We start from the raw sequence: 18,141 nt of genomic DNA on the forward strand, positions 1-18,141 counted from the left end.
CAAAGCCCTAAGTTCACTACTTCGACACCCGAGCGTCACTCTTTTGCTTGCCAAGAAGCAAAAGTACCCCTAGTTTGGTACCCGAACCGGCAGAGCCAGCCGAAGACAGCAGGGGCACGAAGATCGTGAGCGAGCAGAGGATCCACCCGACGGTGGCCGCAGTGACGGAGCGCATCGCGCGCCGCAGTGCCGCCACGCGTTCCGCGTACCTGGAGCGGATCCGAGCGGCGGCCTCCGAGAAGCCCGCACGCGGTCAGCTCGGCTGCGCCAACTTCGCCCACGGCTTCGCCGCGTGCTCGCCGAGCGAGAAGCTGAGCCTGCGCGGCGCCGGCCCGCAGGGCCCGGTCAAGCCGAATGTCGCGATCGTCTCCTCCTACAACGACATGCTCTCCGCGCACCAGCCGCTGCGGACCTACCCCGAGCAGCTCAAGGCCGCGGTCGCCGCGGCCGGCGGCGTGGCCCAGTTCGCCGGCGGCGTGCCCGCCATGTGCGACGGGATCACCCAGGGCCGCGCGGGCATGGAGCTGTCCCTGTTCAGCCGCGACGTGGTCGCGATGGCCGCCGCGGTGGCGCTCGCGCACGACATGTTCGACGGCGCGCTGATGCTCGGCGTGTGCGACAAGATCGTCCCCGGCCTGGTGATCGGGGCGCTGTCGTTCGGACACCTGCCGACCGTCTTCGTGCCCGCCGGTCCGATGTCCTCGGGCCTGCCGAACAAGGAGAAGGCCCGGGTCCGGCAGCGCTTCGCCGAGGGCAAGGTCTCCCGCGAGGAACTGCTCGACGCCGAGGCCGGCGCCTACCACGGCATCGGCACCTGCACCTTCTACGGCACCGCGAACACGAACCAGCTGGTGATGGAGGTGCTCGGGCTGCACCTGCCGGGCGCCAGCTTCGTGCACCCCGACCAGCCGCTGCGCAAGGCGCTGACCGACGAGGCGGGCCGCCGGGTCGCGGCCACCACCTCGCTCGGCGACCCGACCTCGCTGGTCCGCGACTACACGCCGATCGGCGAGGTGCTGGACGAGAAGGCCTGGGTCAACGCGGTCGTCGCGCTGCTCGCCACCGGCGGCTCCACCAACCACACGCTGCACCTGGTCGCGATGGCCGCCGCCGCGGGGATCACGCTCACCTGGGACGACTTCGCCGAGTTGTCCACGGCGGTGCCGCTGCTGACCCGGATGTACCCGAACGGTCCGGCGGACATCAACCACTTCCACGCCGCGGGTGGCACCGCGTTCCTGATCGGCACGCTGCTCGACGGCGGGCTGCTCAACGAGGACGTGCGCACCGTGGCCGGCGACGGGCTCGCCCGCTACCGCCGCGAGCCGCAGCTCACCGAGGACGGCTCCATCGTGTGGGTGGACGGCCCGACGCAGAGCCTGGACCTGGACGTACTGCGGCCCTACGACAAGCCGTTCGCGCCCGACGGCGGACTGCGGATGTTGCACGGCGACCTCGGTCGCGCGGTGATCAAGGTGTCCGCGGTCGACCCGTCGCACCACGTGGTGAGCGCGCCCGCGCGGGTGTTCGACGGACAGGCCGACTTCCTGGCCGCGTTCGAGCGCGACGAGTTGAACCACGACCTGATCGCGGTGCTGCGCTACCAGGGTCCGCGCGCCAACGGCATGCCGGAGCTGCACAAGCTGATCCCCGCGCTCGGCGTGCTCCAGGACCGGGGCCACCACGTGGCGCTGGTCACCGACGGCCGGCTCTCCGGCGCGTCCGGCAAGATCCCGGCGGCGATCCACTGCACGCCCGAGGCGGCGGTCGGCGGCCCGATAGCGCTGATCCGCAACGGCGACATCGTGACCGTGGACGCGGTCGCGGGGACGCTGACCACCGAGGCCGACCTGAGCGGCCGGCGGCCCGAGGGCGCGGCCCCGACCGACGCGGAATGGGTCGGCACCGGGCGCGAGTTGTTCACCGCGCTGCGCGCCGGGGTGGGCCCCGCCGACCTGGGCGCGGGTGTGTTCGGCGCGGTCGCGACCGCGGCTTTCGACGGAGCGAGCGCGTGAACCCGACCGTGGCCCCACCGACCCCCGACCGCCCGTGGCTGGTCGCCGACATCGGCGGCACCAACGCCCGCTTCGCCGTGCTCACCGAGCCCGGCGGCCGACCCGAGCACGTGCTCGGGCTGCGCAGCGAGGACCACGTGGACCTGGCCGCGGCGATCGAGGACTACCTGGACCGCTCCGGCGCGGCCCGGCCGAGCGCGATCTGCGCGGCGGTCGCGGGCCCCGTGCACGGCGACCGGTTCCGGCTGACCAACGGCGCGTGGGTGTTGTCCATCGCGGAGACCCGGGTCAGGCTCGGCGTGCCGGACCTGTACCTGATCAACGACTTCGAGGCGCTGGCCCTGTCGCTGCCGCACCTGGCCGGCGAGGACCTGATCGTGGTCGGCGACCGACTGCCCGACCCGACGCTGCCGATGGCCGTGCTCGGCCCCGGCACCGGACTCGGCGTGGCCGGCCTGGTGCCGATCCCTGGCGGCGGCTGGGTGCCGCTGCCGGGCGAGGGCGGGCACGTCCTGCTGCGCCCGGCGCACGGGCCCGACGCGGCGGCCCTGGAGGTGCTGCGCGACGAGCGCGGCGGCCTGGGCACGGTGACCGCCGAACACGTGCTGTCCGGCCCGGGACTGTGCCGGTTGCACCGCTGTACGGCGGCGGTACACGGGGTCGCGGCCGAGGCGCTGAGCCCGGCCGACATCTCCGCCCGCGCGCTCGACGGCTCCGACAAGGTGTGCGTCGCGACGGTCGAGACCTTCTGCCGACTGCTCGGCACGTTCGCCGGTGGGGTTGCCCTGACGATGGGCGCTCGCGGCGGTGTCTTCCTGGCCGGGGGCATCCTGCCCCGGATCACCGAGATGCTGCTGGAGAGCGAGTTCCGGATGGGCTTCGAGACCAACCCGACGATGGCGCCGTACCTGCACCGCATCTCCACCGCGCTCGTGGTGGCCCCGCATCCGGCTCTGCGCGGCGCGTCCGCGTGGCTGGAGGCGCGCAGCACTCGACCCGTGGAGGTGGCGGCGTGAGCACGTCCGCTCTTGACCTGGCACCGGTGATCCCGGTGGTGATCGTGGACGACGTGGAGTCGGCCGTACCGCTGGCGCGCGCGCTGGTGGCGGGCGGGCTGCCGGCCGTCGAGGTCACCCTGCGCACACCGGCCGCACTCGGAGCGATCGAGCGGATCGCGGCCGAGGTCGAGGGCGCGTTCGTGGGCGCCGGTACGGTCCTGACGCCGGACCAGGCGAGGGCGGCGGCCGACGCCGGCGCCCGCTTTCTGGTGACGCCGGGCTGCACCGAGACCCTGTACGGGGCCCTGGTCGACACCGGACTCTCCTTCCTGCCCGGCACGTCGACCGTGTCCGAGGTGCTGGCGCTGCGCGAACGCGGCGTCCGGGAGATGAAGTTCTTCCCGGCCGAGGCCTCGGGCGGCGCGCCGTTCCTGAAGTCGCTGGCCTCGCCGGTGCCGGACGTGCGCTTTTGCCCGACGGGCGGAATCACCCCGGCCTCGGCCCCGACCTACCTGGCGCTGCCCAACGTGGCCTGCGTCGGCGGGTCCTGGATGCTTCCCGCGGACGCGGTCGCCTCGCGCGACTGGTCCCGGGTGGAACAGCTCGCCCGCGAAGCCTCGGGGCTGCGCGGGTAGCGAAAACGTCCCCTGGCGCGCTCTGCCCTGAGGTGCGCCAGGGGCACGGACCGCGGATGGTGGGTCGTATGAGGGTTCGACCCACGAACGAGCAGGTCGTATGAGGGTTCGACCTGCGGAGACCGCGAATAGGGACCCGCTCTTCGGCGAGGAGAGCGGGTCTCTTCCTTTTGGGCGCTTCGCGCCGGCTCGCGAGGGGCCTGTGCGACGCCCGGGAGACGCCGGTCCGGCGCCTCTTCCGGGGTGTGCTGCCCGGCTGCGGATCGGCGGCGGGGGCCGCGGGCCGACCGCGCGGGTTACGCGGACTGGTGGGTCGGCTCCAGGGCGCGGGCCGGCTTGACCACCTTCAGCAGCGGGCCGGTCAGGGTCACCGCCAGCATCGCCGCGTCGTCCTCCAGCTTGCCGCCCACGTGGGCGATCAGGGCCTGCTCGACGGCGTCCAGCATCCCGGCGGCGTCGTTGTGCGCGTAGGTCGCCAGATGTCGGCCCAGCGGGTAGAACACACCGGACGTGTCCCGGGCCTCCGTCACCCCGTCCGTGTGCATCAGCAGCACGTCGCCCGGCCGGAACGGGACCGCCTCCACCGCGCGCGCCGTGGCCGCCGGCAGCAGGCCCATGCCCAGCGGCAGACCCGCCTCGCCGATCACCTCGCCCACCGTGCCGCCGCGCACCAGCAGCGGCGAGGGATGGCCGCACGCCAGCACCTGCATCGTGCCCTCGCCGGGACACAGCTCGACCATCACGGCGGTCACGAAGTCCTCGGCGCCCAGCTGCCGGTTCAGGCTGCGATCCACCCGGGCACCGACCTCCGCCAGGGTCGGCGCGTCGTAGGCCGCCTCGCGGAACGCGCCGAGCGTACGGGCCGCCATGTCGACCGCCTCGAGCCCCTTGCCGCGCACGTCGCCGAGCAGCACCCGCACCCCGTACGGGGTTTCCAGCACTTCGTACAGGTCGCCGCCGATCGACGCCTCCTCCGCCGCCGCCCGATAGCGCACCGCGAAGCCGAACCGGCCGATCGCCCGGGGCACCGGCCGCAGCAGCGCCCGCTGGGCCACCTCCGCCACCGACTGCACACGATGCAGCCGGGCGTCCTGGCGCCGCCGCTCCCAGCCGACCCAGCACCCGAACAGCGTCACGATCAGGATGGCGGCCGAGACGCCGGTGGTGGACTTGTCCCCGCCACCGCCGTACACGTGCGGGTTCAGCAGGAGCCGGGTCGCCAGCGCCACCGCCCCGGCCGTCGCGGTCAACCACGGGCGGTAGGCCATCGCCACCACCGCCGGGACCGCGATCAGCACCGCGTGCATGTCCAGGTAGTCCGGGGCGAACGCCCGACTCACCAGGACGGCCACGTAGAGGCCCACTGCCACCGGAACTGCTCGACGAGCGGGAAGCGCCAGGGCAGGCATGTATCGGGACCTTTCGTTGTCGCACAGGAGGGGATGGGCCGACGACCAACGCGATCCATGGTCACCCGTACCGAGGTACGCGAACAGGGGCGAAGGTCCCATTAGGTTCAAAACGTATCGAAACCTCGCCAAACAGGCACTTGACAGTGCCGCCATTCGGGTCGGAGGCCAGGCCCCGACCAGGCCCTATGCTGCGCCCATGCCCCGTGACTCCGGCCCCACCAGGCGCCGCATCGTCGAGGCCGCCGAGATCCTGTTCGCGCGGCACGGTCTCGATGTGCCGTTGCAGGACATCACCCGCGCGGCGGGGCAGCGCAACGCCGGCGCGATCCACTACCACTTCGGCGGGCGGGAGGGTTTGTTGCGGGCGATCGTCGAGCAGCACGTGCCCGTCGTGTACGCCCGCCGCCAGGCGCTGCTCGCCGCGGCCCGCGAGCGGCCGGAGCGGTTGTCCGGGTTCGCCCGCGCGATCGTGCTGCCGATCACCGAGTTGCTGAACGGCTCGCCGGCCGACCGGGCCTACCTCCAGATCTCGGTGGAACTGCTGCGCGACACGACCTCGCCGGTGACCCCGCTGCTCGGCGGCGAGGACGTGCGGGACGTGGTGGACGCGGTGGCCGCGGCCCGCCCCGACCTGCCGGCGACCGCGCTCCAGGCCCGCACCTTCCTGGTCACCCAGATGGTCGGCATGTTGTGCGCGGCGCGCGCCGCCCGGCACGACATGCCGCCGCGCCCGGACGGCATCGCCCCGACCGCTCTGCTCGGCCCGGAGGCGTTCGACGACCACCTCACGGCGATCGTCGCCGGCGCCCTCGCCGGCGACTGAGCCGCGCCGACTCCCCCGCGGAATCCCTTGACTCCTTCGACTCCTCGTATTAAACACACATTTTAATTAACCGGATCAAGGACTATGCCGAGGGAAGGTACGAACGCCATGGCGAACCACGACCTGGTCATCAAGGGCGGCATCGTCGTCGACGGTTCCGGCAACCCGCGCGTTCGCGCGGACGTCGCGATCACCGACGGCGTGATCACCGCGATCGGGCGCGTCCGCGCCGAGGACGCGGATCGGGTGATCGACGCGACCGGACTGATCGTCGCGCCCGGCTTCATCGACCTGCACACGCACTACGACGGCCAGGTCTTCTGGGACCCGTACCTGACCACGTCCGGCCCGCACGGGGTGACCTCCGTGGTCACCGGCAACTGCGGCTTCGGCTTCGCCCCGGTGCGCGAGGACATGCGCGATCGCGCGATGTTGTCGATGACCGCCGTCGAGGACATCCCCACCGAGACCCTGCGCGAGGGCATGCCCTGGGACTGGGTCACCTTCCCCGAATACCTGGACAGCGTCGAGCGCACCCCCAAGGCGGTCAACGTACTGCCCTATGTTCCGGTCAACCCGCTGCTGATCTGGGTGCTCGGCCTGGATCGGGCGAAGGCGGGCGCGCTGCCCACCGACGCCGAACACGCGGAATTGGCCCGCCTGTTGACCGAGGCGATGGACGCCGGCGCGGGCGGCTGGTCGGCGCAGTGCCTGGGCGAGCCGGGCAACCCGAACGGCCGGCTGATGCAGGGCGACTTCGACGGTACGCCGATGCCCACCGACATCATGTGGCCGCAGACCCGACTGACCCTGGCCGAGGCGCTGGCCGGGCAGGGCCGCGGCTTCATGCAGGTGTCCGGCACGCAGATCACCGAGGAGGAGTACGAACACCTCGTCGAGGTCAGCGGCCGGCCGCTGATCTGGAACGCGGTGATCGCCAACTCGCGCAGCGGCGGCCTGTACCGGCGCAAGATCGAGTGGCTGCGCAGTTGCCAGGAGCGCGGCATCCCGATCTACGGCCAGGCGATGACCACCGACGTCCCGGTGCCGTTCAGCTTCCTGTACGGCGGCGTGTCCACCCGCCCGCCGGTGGCCACGATCTTCGCGGCCGAGACCCTGGAGGCCAAGATCGCGCTGCTGAACGACCCGGCGATCCGCGCCGAACTGCGGGAATTCGACCCGCTGTTCTACCACCTGTACCCGGACATGAAGCTGCACCGCACCTTCACCGAGGAGTACAAGCGGTACGAGGGCCTGTCGTTCAAGGAGATCGGCGCGCGGCTCGACCGGCACCCGGTGGACGTGTTGTGCGACGTCACCATCGCCGACGGGCTGACCACCGAGGTGCACACCGGCCAGTTCAACGCCACGTTGGAGGGCCTGAAGGAACTCGTGGACTACGAATACCTGTTGCCCGGCCTGTCCGACGGCGGCGCGCACCTCAAGACGCTGAGCGCGGGCATGTACGGCACCGAGTACATCGTCGAGTACGTCCGCAGGCACGCCTGGACCTCACTGGAGCAGGCCCACTGGCGGTTGTCCGGACTGCCCGCCCGGTGTGCGGGCTTCACCGACCGCGGCGTGCTGAGCGTCGGTGCCGCGGCCGACATCATCGTCTACGACTACGACGAACTGGCCTACGGCGATCCGAAGTTCGTCCACGACCTGCCCGGCGGCCAACTGCGCACGGTGATCGACGCGAAGGGCTACCGGCACATCCTGGTCAACGGCCGGGTCACGGTCGAAAACGACGAGCCCACCGGCGTGCACAGCGGCGAACTGCTGCGCCACGGAAGGGCGAACCCCCGCTGACCCGAACACTCCCCGCCGACTCGTACGCATGGATCCGGTCCGCGCCCGGGTAGGCATGCGACACCGCGAACACGGACGAGCAAGGGGGCGCGATGTCGAAGAAGACCCGCAAGCGCAAGTCCCGTCGCAAGCACCGGGCCAACCACGGACACCGCCCGGCCTGATCGCACCACCGACCCGGACGCGCCGGCCGTCATCGAGGATGACGCCGGCGCGTTCGGCCGTTCGCGGATCCGCCGTCAGCCGTACATCCGCCGCATCGCGAAGGCGATCATCTGCTCTATGGCCTTGGCGTCGAACATCACCCGGTGCTCGCCGTCGAGGTCGAGCACGAAGCCGTAGCCGTTGGGCAGCAGGTCGAGCACCTCGGCGCCGGTGACGGTGAAGTGTCTGGACTCCTCGCCGGCGTACTTCTTGAGTTCGGCGAGGGAGCTGAACATCGGGATCACCGGCTCGGGGGTGTTGTGCAGGGCCAGGAAGCCCGGGCGATCCCCCCTCGGGCAGAAGACCTTCGACGCGATGAAGATGGACTGGAAGTCCTCGCCGTTCATGACGCCCGTGGCGAACGCGCGCACGGCGTCGGTGAGCGCCGGCGCCTCCGCCCGGGCCTGGGGTTCCTCGGTTGCGTAGCCGTACACACCACGAGGCTAGCGGGTCCGCGGCCCGGGTTTGAGCCCTCGGCCGAGACGGTCATGAGTACCTGGTGGTAACCCGATGGGAACCTCTCGGGGATTGAAAAAGTTACCCATGGGTACGATCATTATGTTACCGACCAGTACACTGGGTTTCGGATCGCCTCGGTCGCTCGCTCGATTCCTCGGGTCGAGCTGTCGAGCCGTCGAGCAGTTTCAGTCAGCGCAGTACACCGGACGCAACCACGGGCGGAGCCTGTCATGGGTCACTACAAGTCGAATCTCCGCGACCTGGAGTTCAACCTGTTCGAGGTCTTCGGGCGCGAGCAGGTCTATGGCACGGGTCCGTTCGCGGACATGGACGTCGAGACAGCCAGGTCGATCCTGTCCGAGGTCGAGCGCCTCGCCGTGAACGACCTCGCCGATTCCTTCGCGGAGGGCGACCGCAACCCACCCGTGTTCGATCCGGCGACGCACTCGGCCACGCTGCCCGAGGCGTTCAAGAAGTCGTACAAGGCCTACATGGACTCCGAGTGGTGGCGCCTGGCGCTCCCGGAGAGCATGGGCGGCACCAACTGCCCGCGTTCGCTGCGCTGGTCGGTGGCCGAGCTGGTGCTCGGCGCCAACCCGGCGCTGTGGATGTACGCGGCGGGCCCCGACTTCGCCCAGGTGCTGCACACGCTCGGCACCGAGGAGCAGCGCAAGGTCGCCGGCTTCATGGTCGACCGCCAGTGGGGCTCCACGATGGTGCTGACCGAGCCCGACGCCGGTTCCGACGTCGGCGCGGGTCGGACCAAGGCGGTGCGGCAGGAGGACGGCACCTGGCACATCCAGGGCGTCAAGCGCTTCATCACCTCCGGTGACCAGGACATGACCGAGAACATCATCCACCTGGTGCTCGCGCGCCCGGAGGGTGCGGGTCCCGGCACCAAGGGCCTGTCGCTGTTCGTGGTGCCGAAGTTCCACTTCGACCCGGAGACCGGCGAGCTCGGCGAGCGCAACGGCGCCTTCGTCACCAACGTCGAGCACAAGATGGGCCTCAAGGTCTCCACGACCTGCGAGCTCACCTTCGGCGAGCACGGCGTCCCGGCCGTCGGCACCCTGGTCGGCGAGGTGCACAGCGGCATCGCGCAGATGTTCAAGATCATCGAGTACGCCCGGATGATGGTCGGCACGAAGGCCATCGCCACGCTGTCCACCGGCTACCTCAACGCACTGGAGTACGCGAAGGAGCGCTTCCAGGGCGCCGACCTCGCGCAGATGACGAACAAGGCCGCGCCGCGCGTGTCCATCACGCACCACCCGGACGTGCGCCGCTCGCTGCTCACCCAGAAGGCGTACGTCGAGGGCATGCGCGCGCTGGTGGTGTACACGTCCTCGTGGCAGGACCGGATCGAGGGCGCCGCACTGGCCGGCGGCACGGACGAGACCGCGGACCGGGTCAACGACCTGCTGCTGCCGATCGTCAAGGGCTACGGCTCGGAGAAGTCCTACGAGCAGCTCGCCCAGTCGCTGCAGACCTTCGGCGGATCGGGCTTCCTGCAGGAATACCCGATCGAGCAGTACATCCGCGACGCCAAGATCGACACCCTCTACGAGGGCACCACCGCGATCCAGGGTCAGGACTTCTTCTTCCGGAAGATCGTCCGCGACCAGGGCAAGGCGCTGACCGTGGTGGCCGGCGAGATCCAGGAGTTCATCGCCGCGCACGCCGAGGGCGACCTGGCCGCCGAGGTCAAGCTGCTCGCGACCGCCGCCGAGGACGTCCAGGGCATGGTCGCCGCGATGATCAACCAGCTGATGGCGTCCGAGCAGGAGATCGACTCGATCTACAAGGTCGGCCAGAACACCACCCGCCTGCTGCTCGCCGCCGGCGACCTGGTGGTCTCGTGGCTGCTGCTGCGCCAAGCGTCGGTGGCGCTGGCCAAGCTGGCCGGTACGCCCGGTCGCGACGAGGCGTTCTACCAGGGCAAGGTCGCCGCCGCGAAGCACTTCGCGCGGGAGATCCTGCCGCTGCTCACCCCGCAGCGGCTGATGGTCGAGCAGATCGACAACTCCCTGATGGACCTCCCGGAGGCGGCCTTCTAGTCGGGCCGCTCGCACTCCACGAGGCGCCGTCTCCCGCTCCCGGGCGAGAGGCGGCGCCTCGCCGTGTCGGGGGCGTCGTCCCCTCCCCCGAGAAGGTCGCCGTCGGCCTCGACGATCGCCTCGGGCCTCTACCGTGAGGCCATGACTTCGCTGAGCCACGACCGCCACTGCGCCGAGATCGTCGCGCAGACCGATCTGCTTCGGGCCACCATCGAGGGAGCCGACCTGACCGTGCCCGTGCCGTCCTGTCCCGGGTGGAACGTCGGACAGTTGGTGCGGCATCTGGGCGGCGGGCAGCGCTGGGCGGCGAAGACGGTCCGGAGCCGGGCCGCCGAGCCGGTCGCCGATCAGGATTTCCGCGACCTGGCCGCGTATACCCACGAGGATCCCGCCGTGCTCGGACCGTGGCTGGCCGAGGGGGCCGCGGCGTTGGCGGAGGCGTTGCGCGAGGCCGGGCCCGACGCGGCGCTGTGGACGCCGGTCACCGGCGGCACCACCGCGTTCTACGCCCGGCGCTTCACCCACGAGAGCGCGCTGCACCGGGCCGACGCGACGCTCGCGCTCGGCGCGGACTACGTCCTGGACCACGAGGTCGCGGCGGACGCGCTCGACGAATGGATGGAACTCGGCGCGCTGCCCATGCACTTCGAGGTCCACCCCCGGATGCGCGAACTGCTCGGCCCGGGCCGCACCGTGCACCTGCACGCCACCGACGTCGCGGACGCGGAGTGGGTGCTCGACCTCACCGGCGACACGATCACCTGGCGGCGGGCGCACGAGAAGGCCGCGGTGGCGCTGCGCGGGCCGCTGGTCGAGTTGTTGCTGGTCACCTACAAGCGGCGCACCCCCGCCGAGGCGGACGTCGAGATCCTCGGCGACGCCGACCTGCTCGCGTTCTGGCTCGACCGGGTGAGCTTCGGCTGAACCGCGCCCACCGGGTCGCCGCTCCGGGCCGCGCCGAGTGTGGGGCGTAGTCTCGTCGACGGACAACCGCCACGATCCTCGCGGCCGAGCGGGCCGCGCACCTTGGAGTATGCATGCCCTCGCCGCGCTTCGACCGGAGTCACACCGATGATCTGATCGCGTTCATCGGCGCCAGCCCGTCCCCCTACCACGCGGCCGCGAACGTGGCCGAGCGGCTGGAGGCGGCGGGCTTTCGGCGGCTCGAGGAGACGGCCGCGTGGGACGGCGAGGCGGGCGGGCGCTACGTGCTGCGCGGCGGCGCGATCGTGGCCTGGTACGTGCCGGAGGGCGCCGAGAGCACGCGCGGCTTCCGGATCGTCGGCGCGCACACCGACTCGCCGACGCTGCGGGTCAAGCCGCTGCCCGACACCGGCGCGGCCGGCTGGCGGCAGATCGCCGTCGAGGTGTACGGCGGTCCGCTGCTGAACTCCTGGCTGGACCGCGACCTCGGCCTGTCCGGCCGGATCGTGCTGCGCGACGGCCGCGAGCGCCTGGTCTTCGTCGACCGGCCGCTGCTGCGGGTGCCGCAGTTGGCGATCCACCTGGACCGCGCGGTCAACGAGGCCGGGTTGCAACTGGACAAGCAACAGCACATGACCCCGATCTGGGGGCTCGGCCCGGTCGACGAGGGCGCGCTGATCCGGTTCGTGGCCCAGGAGGCCGGGGTGCCCGCCGGCGACGTCACCGGGTGGGACCTGATGGTCCACGATGTACAAAAGCCGAGCTACCTCGGCCGCGATCGCGAACTGCTCGCCGCGCCGCGCCTGGACAACCTGCTGTCGGTGCACGCGGGGCTGGCCGCGCTGCTCGCCGCCGCGCACGACGGGGCGGCGCACATCCCGGTGCTCGGCGCGTTCGACCACGAGGAGACCGGCAGCGACTCCACCACCGGCGCGGGCGGGCCGCTCCTGGAGACGGTGCTGACCCGGATCGTGAGCACGCGCGGCGGCTCGCTCGACGACCGCGCGCGGGCGTTCGCCGACTCGTTCCACCTCTCCAGCGACGTCGGGCACGCGGTACACCCGAACTACGTCGGTCGGCACGAGCCGGGCCACCACCCCGTGCCCAACGGCGGCCCGATCCTCAAGGTCAACGCCAATCAGCGCTACGCCACCGACGCGCGCGGTCGGGCCGTGTGGACCGCCGCGTGCGAGCGTGCGGGGGTGCCGGCGCAGGTCTTCGTGGGGATCAACTCCCTTCCGTGCGGCACCACGATCGGCCCGATCACCGCGACCCGCCTCGGCATCGAGACCGTGGACGTCGGCGCGGCGTGCCTGTCGATGCACTCCTCGCGCGAACTCTGCGGCGCCGACGACCCGTTCCTGCTCGCCGCGGCCGCCGCGGCGTTCCTGGAGGGCTGAGCACGCGGGCCCGGGGAGCCGCCGCGACGCGCGACCGCTCCCCGGGCCCGCGGCCGGGCCCTGTCCGGCTACGTGTGCGGGAGGCGGAATTTGCGGACCCGGTGGGCCGAGGACTCGACCACGGTCAGGTACAGGTCCTCGTCCAGGTCGGCCACCACCGCCACCGCGGCCGGCTCCTCCAGACCGGTGAGCAGGGTCGAGACGAACCCGTCCGAGGGGTCGTAGCGCCGCACCGCGCCGTTGTAGGTGTCCGCGACCACCACCGAGCCGTCCGGCAAGGTGTCCACGCCCAGCGGGTGTTGGAACAGCGCGTGCTCGGCCGGGCCGTCGCGCAGGCCGAAGTCGAACAGGCCGCGCCCGACCACCGTCTCGATGCCGCCGTCCACGAGCCGGCGCAGCGCCGAACTCTCCGCGTCCACCAGCCACAACGTGTGGCCGTCGGGGGAGACCGCCAGACCCGAGGGCTGGGCGAGGCAGGCGGTGTCCACCGGGCCGTCCTCCATGCCCTCGTCGGTGGTGCCGGCCAGCACCCCGACCCCCTCGCCCACCGGGTCGAACTCCCAGAGCTGGTGGACCCCGGCCATCGCCACGATGATCCGGCCGCCGAACCACGCCACGTCCCACGGGCTGGAGAGGTCGATCGTGCGGGCCGCGCCGTGGTCCTCCGCGCCGCGGCGGCGCTGCCGGCCGGTGCCCGCGACGGTCCGGATCGACCCGGTGGCCAGCGAGACGCCGCGCAGCGCGTGGTTGGCGGTGTCGGCGACCACCACGTCGTAGCGCACGTGTGCGGCCACCTCGGGCGGCAGCAGCGCCATGCCGTGCGGCTCGGCCAGCATCGCGTGGCGGGGCCCGCCGTCGAGCAGGCCGCGCCGACCGGTCCCGATCCGGCGCAGTACCGTGCGCCCGTCGTCGGAGAGTTCGGCGAGCGAGTGGTGGCCGGTGTCGGCGACCAAAAGCGCCCCCGACGGCAGCCGGAGCACCTGGCCCGGGAAGCGCAGGTCGGTGCGCGGGGTCTCGGGCCGGTCGACCTCCTCGGCGGACCGGCGCAGCGTGCCCTTGCCGTCGTGCTCGGCGACCAGGTCGGCGATCAGCGTCTCGATCTCGCTCGCGTGGCCCTCGCCGGACAGTTGCGCGACCACGTAGCCCTCGGGATCGACGACCACCAGGGTCGGCCACGCGTGCACCGCGTACTGCTTCCAGGTGCTCAGTTCCGGGTCGTCCAGGACCGGGTGGCACACCTCGTGCCGCTGTACCGCGCACACCACCGTGCCGTGCTCCGCCTCGTGTTCGAACTTGGGCGAGTGCACGCCGATCACGGTCAGCACGTCGCGGTGGCGCTCCTCCAGGCCGCGCAACTCGGCCAGCACGTGGTGGCAGTTCACGCAGGCGGAGGTCCAGAAGTCCAGCACCACGATCCGCCCGCGCAGCCCGGCCAGCGTCGGGCCGGGGCCGGCGGTGTTGATCCAGCCTCCGGAACCGGACAACTCGGGGGCCCGGACCCTGGCTCGACGCGCGGTGCTGCTCATGATTCGAAGTGAACCATCCGCCTCGGCCACGAGCCGCCGGCCCGCGCGGGTACGGGCCGCACCCCACCCAACCGGGTGTATCCGTACCGCCGCACGCCGGCGTGCCGAAGACGACTGAACGCCGCCATATCGGGCAGTCTGCCGACAAGGCGAGGCGACCGTGGAGGCACCAGTGTTCGGGGACGAGTACGACGGCGGCACCCAGCTCTACCCGGGGATTCCGCCCGGCCGCTATCTCGTGCGGGAGAAGATGTTCGCGATCGGCGACGACTTCTGGGTCACCACCGAGAGCGGCGAGAAGGTCTATCTGGTCGACGGCAAGGCACTGACCCTGCACGACCGGCTGGAGCTCAAGGATTCCGCCGGCACGGTGTTGGCGACCGTGAAGAAGAAGATCGTCAGCATCCATCATTCGATGAAGGTGCAGGACGCGACCGGCGAGACGGTCGCCACGGTGCGCAAGAAGATGTTCACCCCGCTGCACGAGGCGTTCACGGTGGAACTCGCGGTCGGGACCGAACTCACGGTGCGCGGCGACATGTTCCACCACGAGTACGGGATCTCCGGACCGAACGGGCCGGTCGCCCAGATCACCCGCAAGTGGCTGCGGGTGCGGGACACCTACGGCATCGACATCGCACCCGGCTGGGATCATGCGTTGATCATCGCGATCGCGGTGTGCGTGGACCGGTTGAGCGACGACGAGGACTGAGCCCGCGCGGAGCCCGCCGAACCGCCGACCCGTCGACGGTTCGGCGGGTTCGGCATAGAACCGCCCGCCCCCACACGTCTGTTCGGGTGAAGGGGGGCACGGTTGAGATCCCAACGGGAAGAAGACGAGTTCCGCGTCTTCGTCGAGGCCCGGCGGACGGCCCTGGTGCGCACCGCGTACCTGCTGTGCGGCGATCGCGACGAGGCCGAGGACCTGGCTCAGGCCACGCTGACCAAGGCGTATACGTCCTGGGCCCGCGTGTTCGCGGCGCAGAGCCCCGACGCCTACGTGCGGCGGATCATGGTGAACACGCATCTGTCCCGGGTCCGGGTCCGCCGGGTGACGCACTTCCTCACCGACCGGCTGCCGGATCGGGCCGGGCCCGACTCGACCGGCGCGGTGGCCGAACGCAGCGTGCTGATGGCCGCGTTGGGCCGGTTGCCGGCCGGTCGACGGGCGGCGGTGGTGCTGCGCTACTGGGAGGACCGTCCGGAGTCCGAGGTCGCGCAGATCCTCGGGTGTGCGGTCGGTACGGTGCGAAGCCAGACGTTCAGGGGACTCGCCCAACTTCGCAAGGATCCTCAACTCGCCGATCTGATCCCTTATCAGACGGAAACCCCCTCGACTTCGGATACGGAGGTGCGGCCATGGCCGACGACGGCACCGCACTGAGGGAGGCGTTCATGGCAGAGATCGAGGCGGCGCGGTTGACTCCGCCGACGGCCGACGCGGCGATCCGCGGCTCGCACGAGCGCCGGTGGCGCGGGCTCACGTTCGGCGCGGCGACGGTGACCGCGCTGGTGCTGGGCGGTGGCGGCGCGGTGATCGCGGGGGGCGTGCTGGACGCGGAGGGCAGGTCCAACGACATCGTCTCGGTCGACCCGGGCACCCGGCCGCCCGGCGCCACTCCCGACATCGTGGGCACGGGTGTGGTGGCCGGGAAGACGTGGACGTACCGCGCCTGGGCGGAGGGTCCCGAGCGCACCTGCTTCGAGGAGGTCCGGAAGCAGTTCGACAGCGGGTTCGGGAAGGCGTGCGACGTGCGCCCGGGACGAACCGCGCGGGACAAGGCCAACGACCGCAACCGGTTCGGCGGCGGCGGCTCCTTCGGCCGACTCGACGGCGAGAGGAATCTGTACGTGGCGGCGATCCAGGCCGAGGTCTCCCCCGACGTGGCCTACCTGGAGGTCACCTGGCAGGGACACAGCGACCCCGTGGTGATCCACCCCGTGCGGATCGACCCCGAGACGCGGGTCTACGTCCTGGTGGTGACCGCGCGCAAGGCGGCCCCCGCGTACAAGCTCAAGGCGTACGACGCGGCGGGCAAAGAGGTGAGGAACATCCATCTGTGAGCCGGTCCCGCGGCACGGCGCCGCGGGGCCGGCCCCGACGAGACACGCGGCTCAGAACACCCGGTTCTGCAGGACCGGGAAGTCCTCGCGGGTCTTGGCGACCAGCGCGGGGTCGATCTCGGCGGTCAGCACGGTCTGTTCGGTCCCCGCCTCGGCGACGATCTCGCCCCACGGGTCGATCACCATGCTGTGCCCGCCCATCGCCTGACCACCCTGCTCGCCGGTGACGTTGCAGGCGAGCACGAACATCTGGTTCTCGATCGCGCGGGCGCGGGACAACACGCGCCAGTGCTCGACCCGCCGCGCCGGCCACGCGGCGGGCAGCACCAGCACCTCCGCGCCCGCGTCCAGGATGCGCCGGAACAGCTCCGGGAAGCGCAGGTCGTAGCACGTCGCCAGGCCCACCTCGGCCCACGGCATGCGGACCTGCGCGGTCTCGGTGCCACGCGAGATCAGCGCGGCCTCGCCGCCGGTGAAGCCGAAGCGGTGGATCTTGCGGTAGGTGCCGCGCAACGCGCCGTCGGGGTCGAAGACCAGCGACGTGTTGTAGAGGTTGTCGTCCGGACCGCGTTCGATGATGCTGCCGGCGTGCAGCCAGACGCCGGCGTCGCGGGCCGCGCGGCCCATCGCCTGGGCCGCCGGACCGCGCACCCCCTCGGCGTCCGTCTCCCAGTCGTCGTAGACCCAACCCGTGTGCAGCCACAGTTCGGGCAGCACCACGAGGTGGTCGCCGCGTCGGCCGCGGACCAGGGCGGTCACCTCGGCCAGGCGCTCGCGGGCGGGCACCGCCGGGTCGACGTCGAGTTGTACGAGCGAAACGCGCACTTTCCCCTCACCTACACCGCTTGCTTCCCGCGAACGGGCTGACCGCAGGATCTTTGGCAGCGTAACGTGCCTGCCAGGATCCCGGACCACGTCAAAGCAACGGTCGCTCCCCTCCATTCGACCGGTGACGCAGCGACGAGAGGTAGTACGTGACCATCGACCTGAAAACGCACGTCGACGCCTGGGAGCACTCGGTGCGCTCCCTCAAAGATCTGGTCTCCACCCTGACCGAGGGCCGGTGGAGCAGCCCGACCGAGTGCCCGGGCTGGTCGGTCCGGGACGTGGTGTCCCACGTGATCGGCATCGAACTGGAACTGCTCGGCGATCCGCGGCCGATCCACACGCTGCCGCGCGATCTACGGCATGTGCACGACGAGTTCAGCCGCTACACCGAGATACCGGTGGACGTGCGGCGCTGCCACACCTCGCCGGAGATGACCGGCGAGCTGGAGTATGTGATCCTGCGCCGGCGCCGGATGCTCGACGAGTGCGAGCGGGCGCCGGAGGACGAGGTGCGCGGCATCATGGGCCGCAGCGTCCCGTACCGCTTCCTGCTCACCCAGCGGGTGTTCGACGTGTGGGTGCACGAGCAGGACGTGCGGCGCGCGATCGGGGAGCCCGGCAACCTGGACTCGCCGGCCGCGCTGATCACCCGCGACTTCCTGCTCGCCGGGCTGGCCCGGGTGGTGGCCAAGGACGCCAAGGCGCCGGCGGGCGCGTCCGTGGTGTTCGACGTGACCGGGCCGGTGGAGTTCATGCGCACGGTCACGGTGGACGAGAACGGCCGGGGCCGGCTCGACGGCCGGGTCCCGCTGGGGCCGCTGGTGTCGATCGGCACCGACTGGGAGACGTTCGTGCGGTTGATGTGCGGTCGGGTCGCGCCGAACCGGGCCGAGGTGCGGATCGAGGGCGACCCCGACCTCGCGCGGCGCATCCTGGGCAGCATGGCCGTCACCCCCTGAACCGTCGCCCGCGCGCGAGGGTGTT

The 18,141-nt window shown here is 71.5% G+C and carries 15 protein-coding genes and 1 pseudogene; 12 read left to right on the top strand and 4 right to left on the bottom strand.

Going from position 1 to position 18,141, the window contains the following annotated elements:
* Window positions 1–140 precede the first annotated feature (140 nt).
* The 3 genes from edd to eda are packed head-to-tail and all read left to right on the top strand — an operon-like array spanning window position 141 to window position 3,648.
* Window positions 141–2,015 carry a phosphogluconate dehydratase gene (edd, locus tag ACFRCG_RS11065; RefSeq protein WP_380030624.1) on the top strand — a complete coding sequence of 625 codons (1,875 nt, stop codon included), beginning with the start codon at window positions 141–143 and terminating at the stop codon, window positions 2,013–2,015.
* Window positions 2,012–3,031: a glucokinase gene (gene glk, locus ACFRCG_RS11070; protein ID WP_380030537.1), complete on the top strand. Its 1,020-nt coding sequence runs from the start codon at window positions 2,012–2,014 to the stop codon at window positions 3,029–3,031. Before edd ends, glk begins: the two co-directional genes overlap by 4 nt.
* Complete coding sequence (gene eda, locus ACFRCG_RS11075) at window positions 3,028–3,648, top strand: bifunctional 4-hydroxy-2-oxoglutarate aldolase/2-dehydro-3-deoxy-phosphogluconate aldolase (RefSeq protein ID WP_380030538.1); 621 nt, start codon at window positions 3,028–3,030, stop codon at window positions 3,646–3,648. The genes glk and eda overlap by 4 nt, the downstream gene beginning before the upstream one ends.
* Window positions 3,649–3,944: 296 nt before the next feature.
* On the opposite strand, the gene ACFRCG_RS11080 is transcribed toward eda, so the two are convergent.
* Window positions 3,945–5,018 carry a PP2C family protein-serine/threonine phosphatase gene (locus tag ACFRCG_RS11080; protein ID WP_380030539.1) on the bottom strand — a complete coding sequence of 358 codons (1,074 nt, stop codon included), beginning with the start codon at window positions 5,016–5,018 and terminating at the stop codon, window positions 3,945–3,947.
* 238 nt (window positions 5,019–5,256) lie between these two features.
* Here ACFRCG_RS11080 and ACFRCG_RS11085 point away from each other — a divergent pair, with 238 nt between their 5' ends.
* Window positions 5,257–5,883 (top strand): TetR/AcrR family transcriptional regulator, encoded by a 627-nt coding sequence (locus ACFRCG_RS11085; protein WP_380030541.1) that lies wholly within the window; start codon window positions 5,257–5,259, stop codon window positions 5,881–5,883.
* A gap of 108 nt (window positions 5,884–5,991) precedes the next feature.
* Entirely contained in the window at window positions 5,992–7,695 is a 1,704-nt protein-coding gene (locus ACFRCG_RS11090) for an amidohydrolase family protein (RefSeq protein ID WP_380030542.1), read from the top strand.
* A 239-nt stretch (window positions 7,696–7,934) separates the two neighbouring features.
* On the opposite strand, the gene ACFRCG_RS11095 is transcribed toward ACFRCG_RS11090, so the two are convergent.
* Entirely contained in the window at window positions 7,935–8,333 is a 399-nt protein-coding gene (locus ACFRCG_RS11095; protein ID WP_078976240.1) for an SseB family protein, read from the bottom strand.
* Window positions 8,334–8,588: 255 nt separating this feature from the next.
* On the opposite strand from ACFRCG_RS11095, the gene ACFRCG_RS11100 reads away from it, so the two are divergent.
* From ACFRCG_RS11100 to ACFRCG_RS11110, 3 genes are all read left to right on the top strand, one after another.
* Window positions 8,589–10,415, top strand: coding sequence for an acyl-CoA dehydrogenase (locus ACFRCG_RS11100; protein WP_380030543.1), 1,827 nt, complete (start codon window positions 8,589–8,591; stop codon window positions 10,413–10,415).
* A 141-nt stretch (window positions 10,416–10,556) separates the two neighbouring features.
* The gene (locus ACFRCG_RS11105; RefSeq protein ID WP_380030544.1) at window positions 10,557–11,339 is read left to right on the top strand and encodes a maleylpyruvate isomerase family mycothiol-dependent enzyme; all 783 of its coding nucleotides are present in this window, start codon (window positions 10,557–10,559) and stop codon (window positions 11,337–11,339) included.
* A 113-nt stretch (window positions 11,340–11,452) separates the two neighbouring features.
* Window positions 11,453–12,739, top strand: a complete 1,287-nt coding sequence (locus tag ACFRCG_RS11110; protein ID WP_380030545.1) for a M18 family aminopeptidase — start codon at window positions 11,453–11,455, stop codon at window positions 12,737–12,739.
* A 77-nt stretch (window positions 12,740–12,816) separates the two neighbouring features.
* Here the strand turns inward: ACFRCG_RS11110 and ACFRCG_RS11115 are convergent.
* Window positions 12,817–14,265: pseudogene (locus ACFRCG_RS11115) on the bottom strand (thioredoxin-like domain-containing protein); the annotation flags it as partial.
* Window positions 14,266–14,425: 160 nt separating this feature from the next.
* Between ACFRCG_RS11115 and ACFRCG_RS11120 the strand changes: the two are divergent.
* The 3 genes from ACFRCG_RS11120 to ACFRCG_RS11130 all read left to right on the top strand — a co-directional run bounded on the left by ACFRCG_RS11120 (window position 14,426) and on the right by ACFRCG_RS11130 (window position 16,329).
* The gene (locus ACFRCG_RS11120) at window positions 14,426–14,977 is read left to right on the top strand and encodes an LURP-one-related/scramblase family protein (protein ID WP_380030546.1); all 552 of its coding nucleotides are present in this window, start codon (window positions 14,426–14,428) and stop codon (window positions 14,975–14,977) included.
* 102 nt (window positions 14,978–15,079) lie between these two features.
* Window positions 15,080–15,649 (top strand): SigE family RNA polymerase sigma factor, encoded by a 570-nt coding sequence (locus ACFRCG_RS11125; protein ID WP_380030547.1) that lies wholly within the window; start codon window positions 15,080–15,082, stop codon window positions 15,647–15,649.
* A complete protein-coding gene (locus ACFRCG_RS11130; RefSeq protein ID WP_380030548.1) occupies window positions 15,625–16,329 on the top strand; it encodes a hypothetical protein in 705 nt (234 codons plus the stop codon). Before ACFRCG_RS11125 ends, ACFRCG_RS11130 begins: the two co-directional genes overlap by 25 nt.
* Window positions 16,330–16,380: 51 nt before the next feature.
* Here ACFRCG_RS11130 and ACFRCG_RS11135 read toward each other — a convergent pair whose 3' ends face one another.
* On the bottom strand, window positions 16,381–17,154 hold the full coding sequence (locus tag ACFRCG_RS11135) for a carbon-nitrogen family hydrolase (RefSeq protein ID WP_380030549.1): 774 nt from the start codon (window positions 17,152–17,154) through the stop codon (window positions 16,381–16,383).
* A gap of 149 nt (window positions 17,155–17,303) precedes the next feature.
* On the opposite strand from ACFRCG_RS11135, the gene ACFRCG_RS11140 reads away from it, so the two are divergent.
* Entirely contained in the window at window positions 17,304–18,116 is an 813-nt protein-coding gene (locus tag ACFRCG_RS11140) for a maleylpyruvate isomerase family mycothiol-dependent enzyme (RefSeq protein ID WP_380030550.1), read from the top strand.
* Window positions 18,117–18,141 lie beyond the last annotated feature (25 nt).

Origin of the sequence: Embleya sp. NPDC056575 (assembly GCF_042793325.1) — a bacterium.
Classification (GTDB): Bacteria; Actinomycetota; Actinomycetes; order Streptomycetales; family Streptomycetaceae; genus Embleya.